At 73.7% G+C, this 19,098-nt stretch carries 17 protein-coding genes; 7 read left to right on the plus strand and 10 right to left on the minus strand.

Annotated features, from left to right (window positions below):
- Nucleotides 1-43: 43 nt before the first annotated feature.
- The 4 genes from ACWIX7_RS03285 to ilvA all read right to left on the minus strand — a co-directional run bounded on the left by ACWIX7_RS03285 (nt 44) and on the right by ilvA (nt 3,947).
- Nucleotides 44-529, minus strand: coding sequence for an N-acetyltransferase family protein (locus tag ACWIX7_RS03285; protein WP_448620191.1), 486 nt, complete (start codon nt 527-529; stop codon nt 44-46).
- Nucleotides 530-570: 41 nt separating this feature from the next.
- Nucleotides 571-777: a hypothetical protein gene (locus ACWIX7_RS03290; RefSeq protein ID WP_448620192.1), complete on the minus strand. Its 207-nt coding sequence runs from the start codon at nt 775-777 to the stop codon at nt 571-573.
- Nucleotides 778-985: 208 nt separating this feature from the next.
- The gene (locus ACWIX7_RS03295) at nt 986-2,338 is read right to left on the minus strand and encodes a DUF222 domain-containing protein (RefSeq protein ID WP_448620193.1); all 1,353 of its coding nucleotides are present in this window, start codon (nt 2,336-2,338) and stop codon (nt 986-988) included.
- A gap of 325 nt (nt 2,339-2,663) precedes the next feature.
- Complete coding sequence (ilvA, locus tag ACWIX7_RS03300; protein WP_448620194.1) at nt 2,664-3,947, minus strand: threonine ammonia-lyase IlvA; 1,284 nt, start codon at nt 3,945-3,947, stop codon at nt 2,664-2,666.
- A 115-nt stretch (nt 3,948-4,062) separates the two neighbouring features.
- Here ilvA and ACWIX7_RS03305 point away from each other — a divergent pair, with 115 nt between their 5' ends.
- Entirely contained in the window at nt 4,063-4,386 is a 324-nt protein-coding gene (locus ACWIX7_RS03305) for a hypothetical protein (protein WP_448620195.1), read from the plus strand.
- Nucleotides 4,387-4,477: 91 nt separating this feature from the next.
- On the opposite strand, the gene ACWIX7_RS03310 is transcribed toward ACWIX7_RS03305, so the two are convergent.
- The gene (locus tag ACWIX7_RS03310; protein WP_448620196.1) at nt 4,478-5,413 is read right to left on the minus strand and encodes an alpha/beta hydrolase; all 936 of its coding nucleotides are present in this window, start codon (nt 5,411-5,413) and stop codon (nt 4,478-4,480) included.
- 76 nt (nt 5,414-5,489) lie between these two features.
- Nucleotides 5,490-6,989 carry a flavin-containing monooxygenase gene (locus ACWIX7_RS03315; RefSeq protein WP_448620197.1) on the minus strand — a complete coding sequence of 500 codons (1,500 nt, stop codon included), beginning with the start codon at nt 6,987-6,989 and terminating at the stop codon, nt 5,490-5,492.
- A 60-nt stretch (nt 6,990-7,049) separates the two neighbouring features.
- On the opposite strand from ACWIX7_RS03315, the gene ACWIX7_RS03320 reads away from it, so the two are divergent.
- Both ACWIX7_RS03320 and ACWIX7_RS03325 read left to right on the plus strand, forming a co-directional pair.
- Nucleotides 7,050-8,117 (plus strand): AraC family transcriptional regulator, encoded by a 1,068-nt coding sequence (locus ACWIX7_RS03320; RefSeq protein ID WP_448620198.1) that lies wholly within the window; start codon nt 7,050-7,052, stop codon nt 8,115-8,117.
- A 43-nt stretch (nt 8,118-8,160) separates the two neighbouring features.
- Nucleotides 8,161-8,730, plus strand: a complete 570-nt coding sequence (locus ACWIX7_RS03325; protein WP_448620199.1) for a hypothetical protein — start codon at nt 8,161-8,163, stop codon at nt 8,728-8,730.
- On the opposite strand, the gene ACWIX7_RS03330 is transcribed toward ACWIX7_RS03325, so the two are convergent.
- From ACWIX7_RS03330 to ACWIX7_RS03345, 4 genes are all read right to left on the minus strand, one after another.
- On the minus strand, nt 8,727-10,190 hold the full coding sequence (locus ACWIX7_RS03330) for a rhamnulokinase (RefSeq protein ID WP_448620200.1): 1,464 nt from the start codon (nt 10,188-10,190) through the stop codon (nt 8,727-8,729). The genes ACWIX7_RS03325 and ACWIX7_RS03330 overlap by 4 nt on opposite strands.
- Nucleotides 10,187-12,223: a bifunctional aldolase/short-chain dehydrogenase gene (locus ACWIX7_RS03335; protein WP_448620201.1), complete on the minus strand. Its 2,037-nt coding sequence runs from the start codon at nt 12,221-12,223 to the stop codon at nt 10,187-10,189. The genes ACWIX7_RS03330 and ACWIX7_RS03335 overlap by 4 nt, the downstream gene beginning before the upstream one ends.
- A gap of 110 nt (nt 12,224-12,333) precedes the next feature.
- Nucleotides 12,334-13,503 (minus strand): L-rhamnose isomerase, encoded by a 1,170-nt coding sequence (gene rhaI, locus ACWIX7_RS03340; RefSeq protein WP_448620202.1) that lies wholly within the window; start codon nt 13,501-13,503, stop codon nt 12,334-12,336.
- The gene (locus tag ACWIX7_RS03345) at nt 13,500-13,877 is read right to left on the minus strand and encodes an L-rhamnose mutarotase (RefSeq protein WP_448620203.1); all 378 of its coding nucleotides are present in this window, start codon (nt 13,875-13,877) and stop codon (nt 13,500-13,502) included. The genes rhaI and ACWIX7_RS03345 overlap by 4 nt, the downstream gene beginning before the upstream one ends.
- Nucleotides 13,878-14,419: 542 nt before the next feature.
- Here ACWIX7_RS03345 and ACWIX7_RS03350 point away from each other — a divergent pair.
- The 4 genes from ACWIX7_RS03350 (at nt 14,420) to ACWIX7_RS03365 (ending at nt 19,064) form a co-directional block, all read left to right on the plus strand.
- Nucleotides 14,420-15,310, plus strand: a complete 891-nt coding sequence (locus ACWIX7_RS03350; protein WP_448620204.1) for an autoinducer 2 ABC transporter substrate-binding protein — start codon at nt 14,420-14,422, stop codon at nt 15,308-15,310.
- 63 nt (nt 15,311-15,373) lie between these two features.
- Nucleotides 15,374-16,945 carry a sugar ABC transporter ATP-binding protein gene (locus ACWIX7_RS03355; protein WP_448620205.1) on the plus strand — a complete coding sequence of 524 codons (1,572 nt, stop codon included), beginning with the start codon at nt 15,374-15,376 and terminating at the stop codon, nt 16,943-16,945.
- Complete coding sequence (locus ACWIX7_RS03360) at nt 16,942-17,979, plus strand: ABC transporter permease (RefSeq protein WP_448620206.1); 1,038 nt, start codon at nt 16,942-16,944, stop codon at nt 17,977-17,979. The genes ACWIX7_RS03355 and ACWIX7_RS03360 overlap by 4 nt, the downstream gene beginning before the upstream one ends.
- Nucleotides 17,976-19,064 carry an ABC transporter permease gene (locus tag ACWIX7_RS03365; RefSeq protein ID WP_448620207.1) on the plus strand — a complete coding sequence of 363 codons (1,089 nt, stop codon included), beginning with the start codon at nt 17,976-17,978 and terminating at the stop codon, nt 19,062-19,064. Before ACWIX7_RS03360 ends, ACWIX7_RS03365 begins: the two co-directional genes overlap by 4 nt.
- Nucleotides 19,065-19,098: the final 34 nt, after the last annotated feature.

Here is a 19,098-nt window from a genome sequence, read left to right on the forward strand (position 1 = left end):
CACGACCCGGCGACCTTCCGCGACCACGTCGTGCGCCACCGGGTCAGAGGTCGACGACCATCGTCCCCTCGGCCGCGTCCAGGACCGGGGCGAAGCCGGCCGACCGGTAGAGGTGCACGGATGGGTTCCCGGCCTCGACGCTGAGGCCCACTTGCCCGATCCCCCGCCGACGGGCCTCGGCGAGTGCCTCCCGCAGCAGCTCGCGGCCGATGCCCTGACCGCGGCACCCCGACCAGACGGGGAGGCTGAGCTCCGGGATGCCGTCGGCCACGAACCCGTAGCCGGGATCGTCTCTGTCGAGGAACAGCGCCCAGACCACGCCCACCGCCAGCCCCTGGGTCTCGGCCACGAACCCGAGGTCACCGCGCTCCGGCCGGAACTCGGTGCAGTGCCGGAGACCAGGCCGTTCGTCGACGTCGCGGTACGTGAAGCGCTGCTCCCCCGACCAGGTCACGTTGGCCAGGGTCGCCGTCCGGAGCAGCTCGCGATCGCCCACGGTCAGGGGCCGGGTGCTCACCTGCGTGGCCATGGAACCCACTGTCACACCCGGCGGTCGACGCGCGCCGCCCGTCAGTAGGGCGGTGGTTGGGTGACGGCGGTCAGGCCGGACGGGGTGGTGACGGTGAGGGTGCCGTCAGGGGCCAGGTCGTGGGTCCAGCCGGAGGCCTGGTGCTTGCCGCGGTGGTCGCCGGTGCAGTAGCCGGCCAGGTTGGCCGCGGCGGTCTCCCCACCCTCGGCATACGCCCGGTGGTGGTCCAGCTCGCCGGCCCGGGGCACGCGGCGGCGGCAGCCGGGAACCGGCAGCGCCGGTCGCGGGCGCGGACGAACCGGTCCAGCTCCGCACCGGGTGCGTAGCCGTCGGTGGGCCCGGGCCTGCCCAGCCCGGGGCGGCCGGTGAGGTCGTGGCTGCAGGTCTGCGGCCGGCGCCGGCAGGCCGGCCGCCCGCAGCTGCCGGTGCGGCGCAGCCCGGGCAGGTCGGTCGGCGTCAGCAGCGCCCCGGACACCGCGTCGGTGAGCGCCAGGCGCGGCCGGTCGGCCAGCCCACCCCCGGCCGTGGTGTCCAGCAGGTCGGCCAGCTGCTCCCGCTGGGCGTCCGCCGCCGCGGCCAGCGCGCCGAGCGCGTCGGTCGCGGCATCGGCCCGCCCACTGGCACTCGCCCGCCAGCCGGCCTCGGTCGCGGCGTCGACCTTGGTCGCGGTGCGCACGCTGCGGGAGGCGTGACCCAGCGCGATCCGGGCGGCGTGCACCGCCGCACCGGCGTCCTCCACCGCCCGATCGGCGGCCGCCCACCAGCCGCTGCCCGGCGGCGAGTCGGTGGCGGGTGGCGGCGCTCCGGCGGCACGGCTGTCGCCGTGCAGGACGACCCGCGGGCGCGGGACGTTCGGCTCGGGTAGCCAGCCGCGGCCCTCGTCCTCGGGGTCGAGGACCGCGTCGCCGGGAACCCGGTCCGGACCCCACTCGGGCTGCTCGGGTAGCTCGCCGGCCAACAGGCGGCCAGCTCGGCCTGCTCGGCCTCCTGCCACGCCACGTCGGGCCGGAGCGTGACCTCGGCGGTCGGCCGGACCGGCTCCGGCTCGCCCGAGGCCGCGTCCGGCATCGGCGGCTGGCCGGCGAAGGCGCGGGCCAGCCGGCGGGCCATCTCCGCCGGCAGCAGCTCCCCGTCCAGCTCCGCCGGGGCGTCCCCACCCAGCATGGTCGCCACCGAGGCCACCAGCGTCAGCAGCACCCGCACCGGCGGCAGCTCGGACTCCCCCGGGCGCAGCACCAGCTCCAGCAGCGCGTCGACCATCTTCTGCCCCCGCGTGCGGGGCGCCCCGGGCTCATCCACGATCGCGTCGGCGCACTGCACCAGCGCCGCGTGGAACGCCCGCGCCTCGGGCAGCGTGCACATCACCGTCACCGCCGCCATCCCCTCGGCGCGGTCGGGGCGCAGCGAGACCCCGCGCTCCTTCAGCGCCCGGGCCAGCCGCCGGGCGGCGGCGCCGGCGTCTCGCTGGGCGACGACCTTGCGGGCCTTGTCGCCCAGCTGCGCCGGGCTGGTGACCCGGTGCCGCTTCGCCATCCAGGCCAGCAGGTCCGCCTCCACCGCCGCGCGCAGCCGCTCGTCGGCGATCGGGGCGACCTTGTCGATCAGGTGCCACAGATGCCCCGCGTGCAGCAACCCCGCCTCCAGCGCCGCCAGCGTCCCCGGCAGCCGGTGCACCAGCGTCAGCGACCGCTCCAGCTCCTTCTCCGCGGCCTGCTGGGTCAGGTTCAGCGCGATCGCCAACTCCGGCGTCGCCCACTCGCTGACGGCACGGAGCACCTCCGGGCGCGCCGCCCACCGCTCGGCCGACATCGCCCCGCGCTCACCCTGCTGCCGGTCCGCCGACGCCGGCCGCGAGGCGGCGAACGCCGGAACGCGCGTGCCTTGACCGCCGTCTGCCGGGCGATCTCCCGCGCCGCGGCCTGCACCGCACCCAGCGGACCCGACGCCCACCCGACCGACGGCGCAGCAGCACCCAGGGTGCTGGTCTGCATCCCCCCGCCCATGTGTTCGATCATGCGTTCGAACGAAGACCGGGGCAAGGCGAAAGGGCAGGTCAGCGGCACGGGATGGGGCTGCCGGCGACCCTGGGGACGCGAGAGTTCCCCGGTCGGTGCCCGGACCTCCCGCAACAGGGTCAGACGAGGAAGCGGTAGGCCGTCGTCCCCGGGGCGAGGTGCTGGATGCGCAGCGGACTGGCCTCGATCCGGGCCAGCAGCGCCGGGAAGTCCGCAGCGCTGCCCAGCTCGATGCCGGTGAGCGCGGCGCCGGTCTCGCGGTTGTCGCGCTTGACGTACTCGAACAGCACGATGTCGTCGTCCGGGCCGAGCACCTCGTCGAGGAAGCGCCGCAGCGCGCCGGGCTCCTGCGGGAACTCGATGAGGAAGTAGTGCTTGAGGCCGCGGTGCACCAGTGAGCGCTCCACCACCTCGCCGTAGCGGCTGACGTCGTTGTTGCCGCCCGACAGCAGGCAGACCACCGTCTCCCCCGGCTCCACCGGCACCAGCCCGCCGGTCAGCGCGGCGGTCGCCAGCGCCCCGGCGGGCTCGGCGATGACGCCGTCCACCTGGTAGAGGTCGAGCATCTCGGTGCAGATCTGGCCCTCGGGCACCGCGACCAGCTCCGCACCCGAGTCGCGCACCAGCGGGAACGTCACCTCGCCGACCCGGCGGACGGCGGCGCCGTCGACGAACGTGTCCAGCTGCGGCAGCTCCACCGGCTCCCCGGCCGCCAGCGCCGCGGCCATGCCCGCCGCCCCGGCCGGCTCGACGCCGACGACGCGGGTGCCGGGGCTGTGCTGTCGCAGCCACGTCGCGCAGCCGGCCAGCAGGCCACCGCCGCCGACGGGGAGGACGACGACGTCCGGCGGGGCGGGCAGCTGCTCGAGGAGCTCGAGGGCGACGGTCCCCTGCCCGACCACGGTGGGGACGGCGTCGAAGGCGGGCACCAGCGTCGCGCCGGTGTCCCGCGCGTGGGCCAGCGCGGCGGCCGCGGCGTCGTCGTAGGTGTCGCCGGTGACGACCAGGTCGACCATCTCCCCGCCGAGCGCGGCGATGCGGTCGCGCTTCTGCCGCGGCGTCGTCCCCGGGACGACGACCGAGCCGCGCACCCCCAGCGCCCGGCAGGCGTAGGCGACGCCCTGCCCGTGGTTGCCGGCGCTGGCGCACACGACCCCGGCGGCCTGGCGGGCGGCGTCGAGCTGGCTGATCGTGTTGTAGGCGCCGCGGATCTTGTAGGACCGGCCGACCTGCAGGTCCTCGCGCTTGAGCCAGACGTCGGTCCCGATCGCCTGCGACAGCCGTGCGTTGCGCTGCAGCGGCGTCCGCTCCACCACCCCGGCCAGCCGGCGGGCGGCCGCCTCGATCTCGGCGCCGAGGCGCTGCGCCGTGTCGGGGTCTGCGACGTCGAGGAGGTTCTCCACGGCACCATCCTCCCCGTCACGACCACGCGGACCCCGACCGGTCGGGGACCCGCACGAGGGAGGATGCGCCCGGGCCCGGCGGGTGCGGCGGGCACCGCGACCGCACACTGGGGCGGTGAGCCCGGAGGCCCCCGACAGCCCGCTGAGCAGGCGGGGCGTCGTCCGACTGCTGAACACCACCGGCGGGCGGCTGCTCTGCCTGGCCGGCGCGGTCGACGCCGCCGCCGTCGACGCGTTCTGGCGGCGCTACGGCCGCGAGCCGGCGCGCGTCGACCGCATCGACGCCCGCTCGGTGACCGCGCTGTCCGAGCCCGGCGCGGAGCTGCTGCTCGACCACGTCGAGGCCGCCGAACTGGCCGGCCGCCCCGCGGAGCTGCGCCCCTCCCCCGCGGTCACCCGGGTGCTCACCGGCCGGGAGCCGGGCGCGGGCACCGGCTGACCCCGCGGTCCGCCCACGACGTCGTGGCCGTGCCCGGCCTCGACCGGCGGGTCCGCCGGTCGAGGCCGGGCACGGCCGGACCTCGGGTTCCTCAGCCCCGGATCAGCTCCCCGAAGCGCGCGCAGCTCTCGTCGATGGCGGCCTGCGCGGCCGGCGAGACCGTGCCCATGTCGAAGAAGCCGTGGATCATGCCGTCGTAGCGCTGCACGTCGGCGCGGACACCGGTGGCCTGCAGCGCTGCCCCGTAGGCCTCGCCCTCGTCGCGCAGCGGGTCGTACTCCGCCGTGACGATGACCGCCGGGGGCAGGTCGGTCAGGTCGGCGCCGTGCAGCGGGGACAACCGGGCGTCCTTGGCGTCCTCCCAGGCTCCGGCGTAGTGGCCGTAGAACCAGTCCATGGTGTCCTTCTCGAGGAAGTAGCCCTTGGCGTTCTCCACGCGCGAGGGGTACTCGCCCTCGGCGTCGACCGCGGGGTAGATGAGGAACTGCCCGGCCAGCGGGGTGCCGTCGGCGGTCAGCTGCTGGGCCACGACGGCGGCGAGGTTGCCGCCGGCACTGTCGCCGGCGACCGCGAGCCGGTCGTCCCCGCCGAGCTCGTCGAGGTGCTGGGCCACCCAGCGCGCGGCGGCCACCGCGTCCTCGGCCGCGGCGGGGAAGGGGTGCTCGGGCGCCAGCCGGTAGTCGACCGCGACGACCACCGCTCGGGCACCGCGGCAGACGTTGCGGACCATGTTGTCGTGGGTGTCCAGGTCGCCGATCACCCAGCCGCCGCCGTGGAGGAAGACGACGGTCGGGAAGGGGCCCTCACCCTCGGGCCGGTAGACCCGCGCCGCCAGGTCGCCCTGGGCGCCGGGGACGGTGCGGTCCTCGGTGCTCGCCACGGGGACGAGCTGCTCGGGGGTCCGGGCGCCGTGGGTGAGCTGCAGGTACAGGGCGCGCCCCGCCTCGGGGCTCCCCTCGTACATGGGCGGCATGCCCGCCTCGTCCATCATGGTGAGCATCGCTGCGATGTGCGGGTCGACCGGCACGGAGGTCTCCTGACGTCTCGGCATGGGGGTGGACGGCGGAACGCGGTGGCGTCCGCCGGTGGATCGCTGGCGCGGCTCAGCTGTAGAGCAGCGACTCGTCGTCGAGGTCGGCCGCGGGCAGCGTCGTCCGTTCCTGCGCGTACTCCAGCAGGTGGGTCCACGGCTCGCGGTCACCCTGCTTGAACATGAGGTGCATCGAGCGCATGACGTAGCCCGCGTTGAAGTTCTCCGGGTCGGCCCACGGCCGCAACGGCATGTCCGCGTCCTCGGGACGCAGGGTGGGGACGACCACGGTGGCGCCCTGCTCCTGCATGTGCGCCAGCAGCCGGCACACGAACTCGCTGACCAGGTCGGCCCGCAGCGTCCAGCTGTTGCGGAAGTAGCCGAACACGTAGGCCATGTTCGGCACGCCGCTGATCATGATGCCGCGCCAGGTCACGCGTTCGGGGAAGTCGACCGGCTCGCCGTCGACGGTGAACGCGACCCCACCGAAGAGGCTGAGGTCGAAGCCGGTGGCGGTGACGACGACGTCCGCCTCGAGCTCCCCCCCGGAGGTCAGCCGGATCCCGGTCCCGGTGAACGTCTCGATGGTGTCGGTGACCACCGACGCCCTCCCCTCGCGCAGTGCCGTGAACAGGTCCCCGTCGGGGACGACGGCGAGGCGCTGCTGCCACGGGCGGTAGCGGGGGTTGAAGTGCTTGTCGATGTCGAACCCCTCGGGGAGCAGCGGGCGCATCGACTCGATGAGGAACGTCCGCAGCTCGTCCGGGGACTCGAAGGACATCCGGGTGATCTCGTCGCTCTCGGCGATGTAGGCGCGCCGGAGGATCTCGTGGGTCCACTCGTCGGGGACGTCCAGGGCCCGCAACGTCTCCGCCAGCTCGTGGGTCCTGGGGCGGGCGAAGAAGAACGTCGGCGACCGCTGCAGCATCGTCACGTGTCCGGCGGTCTGCGCCATGGCCGGGACGAGGGTCGCCGCCGTCGCGCCGGAGCCGATGACGACGACACGCTTGCCGGCGTGGTCCAGGTCGTCGGGCCACTGCTGCGGGTGCACGACCACGCCCTCGAACCGGTCCATGCCCTCCCACTGCGGGCGGTGGGGCCCGGAGTGGTCGTAGTAGCCCTGGCACATCCACAGGAAGTCGGTGGTGAACCGCAGGTGCTCCCCGGTGTCCTCCCGGGTGACCTCCACCGTCCAGCGCCGGTCCTCGGTGGACCAGCTCGCGGCGGTGACCCGGTGCCGGTAGCGGATCACGTCGCCGAGCTCGTCCTCGGCGATGACCTCGTCGAGGTAGGCGAGGATCTCCTCGGACGTCGCGATCGAGGGCCCGCGCCACGGCTTGAACCGGTAGCCGAAGGTGAACAGGTCGCTGTCCGAGCGGGCGCCGGGGTACCGGTGGGTCCACCAGGTCCCGCCGCGGTCCTCCAGCGCGTCGAGGACGACGAAGGACCTGCCGGGGAACCGTTCCCTCAGGTGGTGGGCGGCTCCGATGCCGGAGATCCCCGCACCGACGATCAGCACGTCGACGTGCTCGGTCTCCTGCTCGGTCGCCACTGTCCGTTCGGTCGACGTCATGCCGGACCTCCACTCTCTCCGTGACCAGCGCCACTCGGCACCGTAGGAACCGACCCCGGTGTGAGCCATGGCACGATCGGCCACGAGTTGACAGATCCGGCCAACCCCATCGACGCCGCCGCCCGCGGGACGGGCAGCGCGGCGTTGCTGTGCGCGCTCGCGGCCGAGCACGGCCTGCCGCCGGCACGGACGCTCGCCGGCACCGGGATCGACGATTCGGCGCTCAGCGACCCCGCCGCGGAGATCACCGCCGCGCAGGAGGTGCGCCTCATCGCCACGCTCACCGACGAGCTGCCCGAGACGATCGGCCTGTCGGCCGGCGCGCGCTACCGGCTGACCACCTACGGGATCTGGGGCTTCGCCCTCCTCTCGAGCCGCACGATCCGGGAGAGCAACGAGGTGGCCATGCGCTACCTCGACCTCACCTACGCCCTGACGCGCATCAGCGCCCACGAGGGCGACGGCGAGGTCGCGCTCTTCTTCGACGACCTGGACCTGCCCGAGCCGGTGCGGCGGTTCGTGTTGCTGCGCGACACCACGGCGGCCCTGCAGCTCTGGCGCGAACGGCTCGGGCAGGCGGTCGTCCCGCTGCGCGTGGCGCTGCGGCTGCCCGCGCCCGCCGACCCGGCGCCGTACGAGGCGGCCTTCGGCGTGCGGCCCGACTTCGCGGCGCCGCGCTCGGTGGTCACCTTCGACGCCGGGCTGCTCGACCACCCCCTCCCCCAGGCGGCTCCGCTGACCGCCGCCCTGTGCGAGGCGCAGTGCCGCGACCTGCTCGATCGCCGCCAGTCCCGCCGCGGCACGAGCGGCCGGGTGCGCGACCTGCTGCTGCGGGACCCGCGGCGGATGCCCGGCCAGGAACAGGTCGCCGCCGCGCTCCACATGAGCGTGCGAACGCTGCGCCGGCACCTCGAGGAGGAGGGGACGGGCTTCCGCGCCGTCGTCGAGCAGACCCGCGAGTACCTCGCGGAGGAGCTGCTGGTGACCGCGGGCCTGAGCATCGAGCAGGTCGCCGAGCGCATCGGCTACTCGGAGGCCTCGAGTTTCGTGCACGCCTTCCGGCGCTGGAAGGGCATCAGCCCGCGCCGCTGGGCGCAGGCGACCCGGGGGCGGGACGGCCGGTCCTGACCGGCGTGGGTGGAGTCGCTACACCCTGGGTACCCCGGCGGCCATGAGCGGGAAGTCGGCGGAGGACTACGCGGCGGACTACACGGACCCGGAGCTGCGCGCGCGGCTCAAGGAGGAGATCAAGGCGGGCGACCGCGGTGGGAAGCCGGGGCAGTGGAGCGCCCGCAAGAGCCAGCTGCTCGCGCACGAGTACGAGGCGCACGGCGGTGGCTACCGGCACGAGGGCGAGCGCACGCAGTCGCAGGAGAACCTGCGGGAGTGGACCGAGCAGGAGTGGCACACCGCGGACGGCGGCGACCGCGCCCGCGGCACCGACGGGACCCGGCGCTACCTGCCCGACGCCGCCTGGCAGCTGCTCAGCGACGACGAGAGGGAGGCCACCGACCGGCGGAAGCAGGACGGCGACGAGCAGCACGTGGCCAACACCGACGCGGCCAAGGAGGCCCGGAAGGCCGCCGAGCTGCTCGACGTCGACGCCGCCGAGGCACGGAAGCGCGTGTCGGCGATGAGCGGCGACTCCCAGCTCGACCGCGCCGAGCGGGCCGAGCGCGAGCTGGGCAGGGGTCGCAAGACGGTGCTCGAGGCGATCGAGCGCCGGCGCGACCGCGCCTAGCCCAGCCGCGTCGCGGCGGCGTCCCAGGCGGGGCCCGAACCCGGCGCCGGCAGGTACAGCTGGGCGTCCTGGGTCTGGCGCAGCAACGCGCGCAGCTCCGGCAGCCCGCCGGAGAGCACGCCCAGCCCGCGGGCCTGGACCAGGACGTTGCCGAGCGCGGCCGCCTCCACCGGACCGGCGAGCACCGGCAGCCCGCAGGCGTCGGCGGTGAGCTGGCACAGCAGGGTGTTGCGCGCCCCCCCGCCGACCAGGTGCACCACCTCGACCTCGCGTCCGGACAGCTCGGCCGCCCGCCGGACGGTGCGACGGTAGGCCAGCGCCAGGCTGTCGAGGATGCAGCGCACCGTCCCGGCCGGGTCCTGCGGCGGCGCCTGCCCGGTCTCCCAGCAGACCTCCGCGATCCGCCCGGGCACGTCCCCGGGTGGCAGGAACCGCGGGTCGTCGGGGTCCACGAGTGCGGTGAAGGCCGGCGCCCGCGCGGCCGCGGCGAGCAGGTCGGGCAGGTCGGCGGGCAGCCCGGACGCGGCCCAGGTCCGCTGCGACTCCTGCAGCAGCCACAGCCCCATGACGTTGTGCAGGTAGCGCACCGTGCCGTCGACGCCGAGCTCGTTGGTGAACCCGGCCGCCCGGCTGGCCTCGGTGAGCACCGGCTTCTCCAGCTCCACGCCGACCAGGGACCAGGTGCCGCAGGAGACGTAGGCGAACCGGTCGGTCGCCGCCGGGACGCCGACCACCGCCGACGCCGTGTCGTGCGAGCCGACCGCGGTCACCGGCACCGGTCCGGTCAGCCCGGTCTCCGCGAGGACGTCGTCGGTCAGCTCCCCGAGCCGCTCCCCCGGCTGGCGCAGTGGCGGGAGGAGCCCGCGGTCGAGCCCGAGCCGGTCGACCAGCTCGCCCGCCCACTCCCGGGTGGTGGCGTCGAGCAGCCCGGTGGTCGAGGCGTTCGTGACCTCCGCGCCGACCGCGCCGGTGAGCCAGTACGCCAGCAGGTCGGGCACCAGCAGCGCCGTCCGGGCGGCGGCGAGCTGCGCCGTCCCCCGCGCGGCCGCCAGCTGGAAGACCGTGTTGAACGGCAGGTGCTGCAGCCCGCTGACCCGGTACAGCTCCTCGGGCGGGACGACGGCGTGCACCGCCCGGACCGCGGTCGCGTGCCGGGCGTCCCGGTAGTGCACCGGGTTGCCCAGCAGCGCGCCGTCGGCGTCGAGCAGGCCGTGGTCCACGGCCCAGCTGTCGATGCCCACGCCGTCCACCCGGCCGGCCTCGCGACCGGCGGCCCGCAGGCCGTCCAACACCCCGGCGTAGAGGGACAGGACGTCCCAGTGCAGCGTGCCGCGAGTGCGGACCGGCCGGTTGGCGAACCGGTGCACCTCGGTGAGGTCCAGCCGGTCCGGGCCGACCCGCGCGGCCATCACCCGGCCGCTCGAGGCCCCCAGGTCGACGGCGGCGAGCGAGAGCGTCACCGGAGGAAGGCAGCGGCCACGCCGGAGTCGACCGGGACGTGCAGCCCGGTCGTCCGGGTGAGGTCACCGCCGGTGAGCGCGAAGACGGCGTCGGCCACGTGGTCGGGCAGCACCTCGCGCTTGAGCAGGGTGCGCTGCGCGTAGAACGCGCCCAGCTCCTCCTCCGGGACGCCGTAGGTCTTGGCCCGCTGGGCACCCCAGCCGCCGGCGAAGATCCCCGACCCGCGGACCACGCCGTCGGGGTTGATGCCGTTGACGCGGATCTGGTGCTCGCCGAGCTCGGCGGCCAGCAACCGGACCTGGTGGGCCTGGTCGGCCTTGGTCGCGGAGTAGGCGATGTTGCTGGGGCCGGCGAAGACCGAGTTCTTGCTGGAGATGTAGACGACGTCGCCCCCCATGCCCTGCTCGATCATGATCCGGGCGGCCTCGCGGGAGACCAGGAAGCTGCCCTTGGCCATGACGTCGTGCTGCAGGTCCCAGTCGGCCTCGGTGGTCTCCAGCAGCGGCTTGGAGATCGACAGCCCGGCGTTGTTGACCACCAGGTCCACGCCGCCGAAGGCGAGCACCGCCGCGCGGAACGCCTCGGCGACGGCCTCGGCGTCGGACACGTCGGCGCCCACGCCCACCGCGACGTCGGCGTTGCCGACCTCGGCCGCCGCGGCCTCGGCCTTCGCCGGGTCGAGGTCCGCCACGACGACGCAGGCGCCCTCGCGGGCCAGCCGGTGCGCGATGGCCTTGCCGATGCCGGACGCCGCACCGGTGACCAGCGCGACGCGGGTGGCCAGCGGCTTGGGCTCGGGCATCCGCCGGACCTTGGCCTCCTCCAGCGCCCAGTACTCGATGCGGAACTTCTCGCTCTCGTCGATCGGCGCGTAGGTGGAGACGGCTTCGGCGCCGCGCATCACGTTGATCGCGTTGACGTAGAACTCGCCGGCCACCCGAGCGGTCTGCTTGTTGCTGCCGAAGCTGAACATGCCGACGCCGGGCACCAGCACGACCGCCGGGTCGGCGCCGCGCATCGACGGGCTGTCGGGGGTGGCGTGCCGGGCGTAGTAGGCGGCGTACTCGGCGCGGTACTCCTCGTGCAGCTCGCGCAGTCGCTGCACCACCTCGTCGAGGGGCGCCGTCGCCGGGAGGTCGACGACCAGCGGGCGCACCTTGGTGCGCAGGAAGTGGTCGGGGCAGGAGGTGCCCAGCGCGGCCAGGGGCTGCAGCTTCTCCCGCGACAGGAACTCCAGGACGACGTCGGCGTCGGTGAAGTGGCCCACCTGCGGCCTGTCGGTCGAGGCCAGCCCGCGGACCACCGGCGCGAGCGCGGCAGCCCGGTGCCGGCGCTCGGTCTCGGGCAGGGCCTCGAAGCCGGGGACGACGGCGCCGAACGGCTCGGGCCTGCCGCGCTCGGTGAGGAAGCGCTCCGCCGTCCGGATGATCTCGAGCGAGTTGGCCTCGCACTCCTCGCTGGTGGCGCCCCAGGCGGTGATGCCGTGGCCGCCGAGGATGCAGCCGATCGCCTGCGGGTTCTTCTCGGCGATCGCGGCGATGTCCAGGCCGAGCTGGAAGCCCGGACGGCGCCACGGCACCCAGACGACGCGGTCGCCGAAGCACTCCCGGGTGAGAGCCTCGCCGTCGGCCGCGGTGGCCAGCGCGATGCCCGAGTCGGGGTGCAGGTGGTCGACGTGCGGGGCGGTCACCAGGCCGTGCATGGCGGTGTCGATGGACGGCGCCGCGCCGCCGCGGCCGTGCAGGCAGAAGTCGAAGGCGGCGACCATCTCGTCCTCGCGCTCGACGCCGGGGTAGACGTCGACCAGCGAGCGGAGCCGGTCCCTTCGCAGGACGGCGAGGCCGGACTCGGTCAGGGTGCCCAGGTCGCCGCCGGAGCCCTTGACCCAGACCAGCTCGACCGGCCGGCCGGTCACCGGGTCGGTCTCCGTGCCCTTGGCGGAGGTGTTGCCGCCGGCGTAGTTGGTGTTGCGCGGGTCGGCGCCCAGCCGGTTGCTGCGTGCGATCAGTTCACTGACCACGGGATTGCTCACGGGGTGGTTCCTTCCGGGATTCTGTACCGGCGAGATCACGGGATCTCGGACGGCTGGAGGGCCGAACGGTGCGAGATCACGCGATCTCGGCGAGGGTGGGGGGTCCTCTTTCAGGCGCCCCAGCCGGCCTGCTGGCCGCCGACGCGCTCGCGGGCGATGCGCTCCTGGTGGCCGGAGCGGGCGTAGGCGGCGTAGGGGTCGGGGTCCAGGCCCTTCGACTCGCGCAGCTCGGCGAGCAGCGGGCGGACGTCGGTCGAGTAGGCGTCCATCAGCACGCCGTGCGCGCTCAGCACGTCACCGGCCCGCTGCGCCGCGGCCAGCGCCTCGCGGTCGACGAGCAGCGCCTTCGCCGTCGCCTCCTGGACGTTCATCACCGAGCGGATCTGGCCGGGGATCTTCGGCTCGATGTTGTGGCACTGGTCGAGCATGAAGTTGACGCCGGACTCGGGGCGGTGCGCGTCCTGGGCGACGATCTCGTTCATGATCCGGAACAGCTGGAACGGGTCGGCCGAGCCGACGATGAGGTCGTCGTCGGCGTAGTTGCGCGAGTTGAAGTCGAAGGCGCCGAGCCGGCCCAGGCGCAGCAGCTGCATGACGATGAACTCGATGTTGGTGCCCGGCGCGTGGTGGCCGGTGTCCAGGACGACGGTCGCCTGCTCCCCGAGCGCCAGGCAGTGCACCAGCGAGGTGCCCCAGTCGGGGATGTCCATCGCGTAGAAGTAGGGCTCGAAGAACTTGTACTCGAGCAGGATCCGGTGCTCCGGGTCGAGCATCGCGTAGACCTGCTGCAAGGAGTCGGCGAGCCGGTCCTGGCGGGCGCGCAGGTCGTCCTGACCCGGGTAGTTGGTGCCGTCGGGCAACCAGATCTTCAGGTCCGTCGAGCCGGTCTGGCGCATGACGTCGATGCACTGCGCGTGGTGCTCGACCGCCCGGCGGCGGATCGCCGGGTCGGCGTGGGTGAGCGAGCCCAGCCGGTACTCGTCGTCCTGGAAGAGGTTGGAGTTGATCGCGCCGATCTGGACGCCCAGGTCGCGGGCGTGCGCGGCCAGCTTGCCGAAGTCGTCCACCAGGTCCCACGGGACGTGCAGCGACACCCGCGGCGCGGCACCGGTGTACCGGTGCACCCGGGCGGCGTCCTCGAGCTTCTCGAACGGGTCGCGGGCCACGCCGGGCTGGCCGAAGACCTTGAACCGGGTGCCGGAGTTGCCGAAAGCCCAGGAGGGCAGCTCGATGGTCTGCTCGGCCAGTGCGGCGAGAGCGCGGGTGCGGAGGTCGGTCACGAGGGGTCTCCGTTCGGTGCGGTGGTGGGCTGGGCGGGCCCGGGAGACTCGGCCGCCCTCAGCTGGGCGTCGAGGTCGAAGACGAGGTCGAGGGTGGACTTGCCGCGGCCGTCGCCGGTCGCGAAGAAGGCGGCCATCTCCGCCTCCCAGCGGGCGCTCACCTCGCTGGCGTCCACGGCGGCCTGGGCGGCGGCGAGGTCCTCGACGACGACGGTGCCCACGAGCAGGCCGTCCTCACGCAGGAAGAGCTGGTAGTCCCGCCAGCCGGCGTCGCGCAGCGCGCGGAGCATCTCGGGCCAGACGGCGGCGTGGCGTTCCCGGTACTCGGCCAGCCGGTCGGGCCGGACCTGGAGGGTGAAGCAGACTCGGGGCACCGGTCCCTCCGCGTCGAGCTCGCTCTCCTACCTGCGGGCCGCCACACGGCATGAAACGATTCAGATGTGGCGTGCGGCACACGCTAGTGCCGACCCGGAGTTGCGTCAAGGGACAGGCGCCCCACCGGCTCCACCGCGATCCGACGACGAGGGGTCGACCACCCGGAGGAATGCCGCCCGATGTGGGCGTCGGTCCGGGCTCGCACGCCGGGCGAGCACACCCTCTTGACGCCGCATTTCCGACGCCCTACTGTGTCCCGCGCCACATGAATCGTTTCACGGCGCCCATGTGCGGTCTCCGGCCACGGAGTCGCACCGGGCCGCCCCAGGGCTCCGACAGAGGGCCGGGACCTCCGCTCGGGAGCGATCCGGGCTGTGACGAGATGAGGGTGAGGATGATCCGTAGGAGGAAGCTGGCCGCCGTTGCCGGTCTGGCGTTCGCTCTGGTGGCCTCCGGCTGCGGCCAGGGCAGCGGGGGCTCGGCCTCGGGCGGAGGCGGGGGTGCAGGCGGAGGCGGCGAGGACCAGGTCAGCGTCGCGTTCGTGCCCAAGCTGCAGGGGATCCCGTACTTCGAGGCCATGAACACCGGCGGCCAGGCCGCTTGTCAGGAACTCGGGTGCCAGTGGCTGTACCAGGGGCCGGTCACCGCGGACCCCGCCGCACAGGCCGACATCGTCCGGTCCTACATCCAGCAGGGCGTGGACGCCCTGATCGTCGCCCCGAACGACCCCGACTCCATGGCCCCGCTCCTGCAGCAGGCTCAGGACGCCGGCATCGCGGTGGCGACCTCCGACACCGATGCCCCCAACTCGGTCCGCCAGGTCTTCGTCGAGCAGGCGTCGACGGAGGGCATCGGCCAGGCCCTGACCGACGCGCTCCTGGAGGCCATGGGCGGCCAGGGGAAGTACGCGATCGTCTCCTGCGGGCAGACCGCTCAGAACCTCAACAGCTGGATCGAGGTCCAGCAGGCCTACACCGCGGAGAAGTACCCCCAGGCCGAGATCGTCGACATCGTCTACGCCGGCGAGGACCAGGCCAAGGCGACCCAGATGGCGACCGACCTGATGAACGCCCACCCCGACCTGACCGGCCTGGTCGGTGAGTGCACCTCGTCGGCGCCCGGTGTGGCGCAGGCCGTGCGGGACGCCGGGAAGATCGGCCAGGTCTTCACCGTCGGGCTCGGGACGCCGCAGTCGATGCTGCCCTACCTGGAGGACGGCTCGTCCAGCGCCAGCATCCTCTGGGACGTCGAACACCTCGGGTACCTGACCGCGTGGGCGGGCGTGCAGCTCGCGCAGGGCGAGCAGTTCCAGGCCACGAACGACGTCAGTGACGAGATCACCGGCGTGACCTACGACGACCAGACCAAGGTGCTCCTGCTCGGCCCGCCGCTGCGGATCACCAAGGACAACGCGGCCGACTACGACTACTGATGAGTCGGGGAGGGCCGGCCACCCCGGCCCTCCCCGCCCGTCACGGCCGAACGCGAGGACACGATGAGCGATCCGCCAGCCACCGGGGCGACCGACGCGGCGCCCTCCTCCCGATCCGGTACGGGAGCCCCTCCGGAGCGGCTGTCCGTCCGGGGCGTCTCCAAGCGGTTCGGCGCCGTCCGCGCCATCCGCAACGCGGACATGACCGTCCACACCGGCGAGGTCCACGCCCTCGTCGGCGAGAACGGCGCCGGCAAGTCCACCCTGATCAAGATCCTCTCCGGGGCGGAGTCCGCCGACACCGGCGAGATCACCTTCGACGGACGACCGGTGGCGATCCACGGCACGGCCGACGCCATCGGGCTGGGCATCGCCACCGTCTACCAGGAACCACAGCTCTTCCCCGACCTGACCGTGGCCGAGAACGTCTTCACCGGCCGGGAGATCACCCGCCGGGGCAGGGTCGACTGGGCCGCGCAGAACGCCAAGGTCGTCGAACTGCTCGAGCTCATCGGCCTGCCGGCGCGGTACGCGACCGTCCCGGTCAGCGAGCTGTCCATCGCCGAGCAGCAGCAGGTGTCCATCGCCAAGGCCCTGGGCGGGGACGCCAGGGTCCTCATCCTGGACGAGCCGTCGGCGATCCTCACCGGCAGCGAGATCGAGGTGCTCTTCGGCGTCGTCCGGCGACTGGCCGCCTCCGGTGTCTCGATCATCTACATCTCGCACCGGCTCGACGAGCTGTTCGAGATCGCCGACCGGGTGACGGTCATGCGGGACGGCGAGACGGTCGGGACCTGGCCCATCGGCGAGCTGACCGTCCGCCGCATCGTCGAGCTCATGGTCGGCGGGATCCTGGAGGACACCGCGGCCGAGCGCGCCGTGCCCGAGGCCGAGCCGCGCCTGGTCCTCGAGGGCCTCGGGGCGGAGGGCGAGTACGCCGACGTGGACGTCGCCGTCCGCCCCGGTGAGATCGTCAGCCTCTACGGGCTGGTCGGCTCCGGCGCCGCCGAGATCGCGGAGACGGTCTACGGCATGCGCCGGGCCACCACCGGGCGGATCCTGCTCGACGGCCGACCCATCGCGCCGCGCTCGCCGCGCGAGGCCAAGAAGCTCGGCATCGCCCTGCTGCCCGCCGACCGCAAGGGGCAGGGGATGTTCGCCTTCCAGTCCATCGCGTTCAACATCTCGGCCGGGCACCTGCCGCTGCTCTCCCGCCTGGGCGTGTGGATGGACCGCCGCCGCGAACGCGAGGTGGCGCGTGACTTCATCGGGCGGCTCTCCGTGAAGACCCCGCACGAACGCCAGCCGGTCTCCGCGATGTCCGGCGGGAACGCCCAGAAGGTCGTCCTCGCCCGCCAGCTGGTGGAACGACCCCAGGTCCTGGTGCTGGCCGAGCCGACGCAGGGCGTGGACGTCGGTGCCAAGGAGGAGATCCACAAGATCATCCGGAATCTCGCGGACGAGGGGACGGCCGTGCTCATCGTGACCTCCGACCTCGCCGAGGCGATCCGGGTCTCCGACCGGCTGCAGGTGGTCCGCGGCGGCACCACCACCGTGGAGTTCGGCCGCGGCGCCACCCAGTCCGACGTCCTCGCGGCCGCCGCCGGCGCCCTGGAGCAGGAGGAGGCAGCGTGAGCACCTCGGCCACGACCGCGGGCGACCGCCCGCCGGCCTCCCCGCGGTCCCACGAGGCCACGGCGCGGGGTCGCGTGCTGCCGTTCCCGATCACCGGTCAGGAGATCGTCCTCATCGGGGTGATCGCGGCGCTGTGGGTGGCCCTGTCACTGGCCACCCCGGCCTTCCTCACCAGCGGGTCGATCGTGCCGCTGTTCGTCGCGACCGCCCCGGTGGCGCTCATCGGCATCGGGATGACCGTCATCATCATCACCGGCGGCATCGACGTCTCCGTCGGCAGCATCGTGATGGTCTGCTCCGTGGTGGTCGCCCAGCAACTGGTCTCGAGCGACCTCTCGCTGCCGGTGGCCGTGCTGCTCTCGGTCGTCGTCGGCGGTGTGCTCGGACTCGTCAACGGCGTGCTCATCGCCTACGGCCGCGTGCACGCGATCATCATCACGTTCGGCACCGCGAACCTGTTCCGCTTCCTCGGGCTCCAGCTGTTCGGCGGCACCACGGTCAACGGCATCCCGGACACGCTGGCCGTCTTCGGACGCGGCGACGCCGGGCGCACGCTGGGCGTCCCGCACAGCTTCCTGCTCATGATCGTGATCGCCGCGCTGGCCTGGTACTACCTGCGGCACACCCCGGGTGGGCGGCACCTCTACGCCATCGGCGGGGACGCCCACGCCGCTCGCCTGGCCGGGGTCAAGGTGCAGCGGCGGGTCATGCTGGCCTACGTCGTCACCGGCCTGCTCACCGGCCTCGCGGCCTGCTTCGTCATCGCCCAGGGCACCGCCACCCTCGCACCGAACGTGGGCGACGGCATGGAGCTCGCCGCGATCGCCGCGGTCGTCATCGGCGGCACGTCGATCATGGGTGGGCGCGGCTCCGTCCTCGGGACGGTGCTCGGGGCTCTCCTCGTGCAGACGGTCACCTCCGGCGTGACCCAGCTCAACTGGCCGTCGCAGCTGGCCAGCCTGTTCATCGGCATCTTCATCCTGATCGCCGTGGGAGCCGACCTGCTCCGCCAGCGCGCGAGGAGGACCACGTGAGCACCACCGTCACCTCCCCGGCCCCCGGGTCCGACACGACCGCGCCCGAGCGGCCCTCCCGGCTCCAGCAGCTGCCGGCCACGGTGCTCCGGGCGCTGCTGACCCAGCGGATCGTGCTGCTCCTGGTCCTGCTCCTGGCGGTCGTCGTCACCTTCGTGGTGCTGAGCCAGCGGAACTACCTCACCGCGCCCTACGACGCCTCGTACATGTCGGCAGTCCTCATCAGCGCCGTCCCCCTGGTGATGCTCGGTCTCGCCGAGCTGCTGGTCATCACCTCCGGCCGCGGCGGCATCGATCTGTCCGTCGGGGCGAACGTCTCCCTGACCAGCATGGTCTTCGGGTTCGCCTACGGACTGTGGGGCTGGCCGCTGTGGCTGGCCATCCTCCTGGCCGCGGCCTTCGGCGGCCTCCTCGGGGCCGTGAACGGGTTCCTGATCGCCTACATCGGCTATCCCGCGCTCATCACCACGCTGGCGACCTACTACGCCTTCTCCTCGCTGGCGGTCGTGGTGAACCAGCAGCAGCCGATCAGCACACCGCCGATCCAGCAGCTGTACTCCACGGCGCAGTCGGTGTCGGTGCTCGGACTCCCGGTGCCCCTGGGCACGCTCACCTTCCTGGTCCCGACGGCCGTGGTGGTGTGGCTGCTCCTCAACCGCACCACCTACGGACGGCGGCTGTACGCCATCGGGACCAACGACGTCGCCGCCCAGTGGACGGGGATCGACGTCCGGCGCTCCCGGTTCACCGCCTACCTGCTCGCCGGGGTGATCTCCGGTCTGGTGGCCGTGGTGACCGTGGCGCAGTTCGCCTCCGCCCGGCCGGACGCCGGTACCGCCGGCAACGGCATGGCGCTGCCGGCGATCACCATCGCGGTGCTCGGCGGGGTGGCGATCACCGGGGGCATCGGCCGGGTGGCGGGGGTCGTGCTGGCCACGCTGCTGGTGGTGTGGCTGAACGCCGGGATCCTCCTCGCCGTCCCGGGGAACGCCGGCTCGCAGTTCCAGCTCTTCGCGCTCGGCGCCGTCCTGGTCTTCGCGGCCCTGCTCAACGGCCTGACCACCCGGCGCTACGGAGCCCGCTAGCCCGATCCGGACCCGCCTCGCCCGGACGGCGAGA

It is taken from the genome of Geodermatophilus sp. URMC 65 (assembly GCF_053502545.1).